Genomic DNA, 1195 nt, shown 5'->3' with positions numbered 1-1195 from the left:
GGTAATCCCCCCACAAAAAGAGCGCGATCAGAAGTAGAATTTTCTACTTAAGACACAGGAAGCTCTACATGAAGACGTCCCGCTTTACCGACAGCCAGATCATCGCCATTCTCAAGCAAGCAGAAGCCGGTAGCCCGGTACCAGAGCTGTGCCGCGAGCACGGCATCAGCAACGCCACGTTCTACAAGTGGCGCTCGAAGTTCGGCGGCATGGACGCCTCGTTGATGGCACGGATGAAGGAGCTGGAGGAGGAAAACCGGCGCCTCAAGAAGATGTACGTGGAAGAGCGTCTGAAGGCCGAGATCGTCGCGGAGGCGCTCACAAAAAAATGGTAGCGCCATCTCAGCGGCGGGAGATGGCGCAATGGGCCGTGTTAGAGCGGTCAGCCACAGTCAAGCTGGCATGCCAAGCATTTGGCATTAGCGAGACTTGCTACCGTTACAAGGCCAAGCTGGACGCGGAAAACGTCATCATTGCCGACTGGCTGGTGCGACTGACGAACAACCAGCGCAACTGGGGCTTCGGGCTGTGCTTCCTGTATCTGCGTAACGTTAAAGGCTTCAAATGGAACCATAAGCGTGTCTACAGGATTTACCGCGAGCTCGAGCTGAATTTGCGCATCAAGCCGCGTCATCGCCTGGTGCGCGAAAAACCGCTGCCGCTGGCGGTACCGACCGCGATCAACCAGTGCTGGTCGATGGACTTCATGCACGACCAGCTCGCTGATGGGCGCAGCATCCGTCTGTTCAACGTGATCGATGACTTCAACCGCGAAGGCCTGGGCATCGAGGTCGACTTCTCGCTGCCGTCCGAACGCGTGATACGCTCGCTTGACCGGATCATCGAATGGCGCGGCAAGCCGGCAGCAATCCGGTGCGACAACGGCCCTGAATACATCAGCGCAGTGACCTTGGCATGGGCAGCCAAGCGCGGCATCCGCATTGATTTCATCCAGCCTGGGCAGCCCCAGCAAAACGCTTACGTTGAACGCTACAACAGGACGGTTCGCTATGACTGGCTTGCCCATCATCTGTTTGAAACCCTCTACGAGATCCAGGAATTTGCCACCAACTGGCTGTGGACCTACAATCACGATCGGCCCAACATGGCGCTCGGCGGTATCACGCCAAAACAGAAACTGGCACTTGCCGCTTAACCTCTACTTTTAGCGTGCTCTAAAAATGGGGGGATTACC

Annotated in this window: 1 protein-coding gene; it reads left to right on the top strand. The window is 56.7% G+C overall.

The window, feature by feature from the left end; translation table 11 throughout:
• Window positions 1-68: 68 nt before the first annotated feature.
• Window positions 69-1156, top strand: a protein-coding gene (locus tag QPK27_RS25155; RefSeq protein ID WP_290420880.1) for an IS3 family transposase whose coding sequence is annotated in 2 segments (ribosomal slippage) — window positions 69-321 and window positions 321-1156 — 1089 coding nt in all. Because the reading frame shifts where the segments join, the coding sequence is not laid out codon by codon here.
• Window positions 1157-1195 lie beyond the last annotated feature (39 nt).

It is taken from the genome of Massilia sp. YIM B02443, from assembly GCF_030411955.1.
Taxonomy (GTDB): Bacteria; Pseudomonadota; Gammaproteobacteria; order Burkholderiales; family Burkholderiaceae_D; genus Telluria.
Note: the sequence above shows the minus strand (reverse complement) of the source record. Positions and strands in the feature narration are given on the sequence as shown.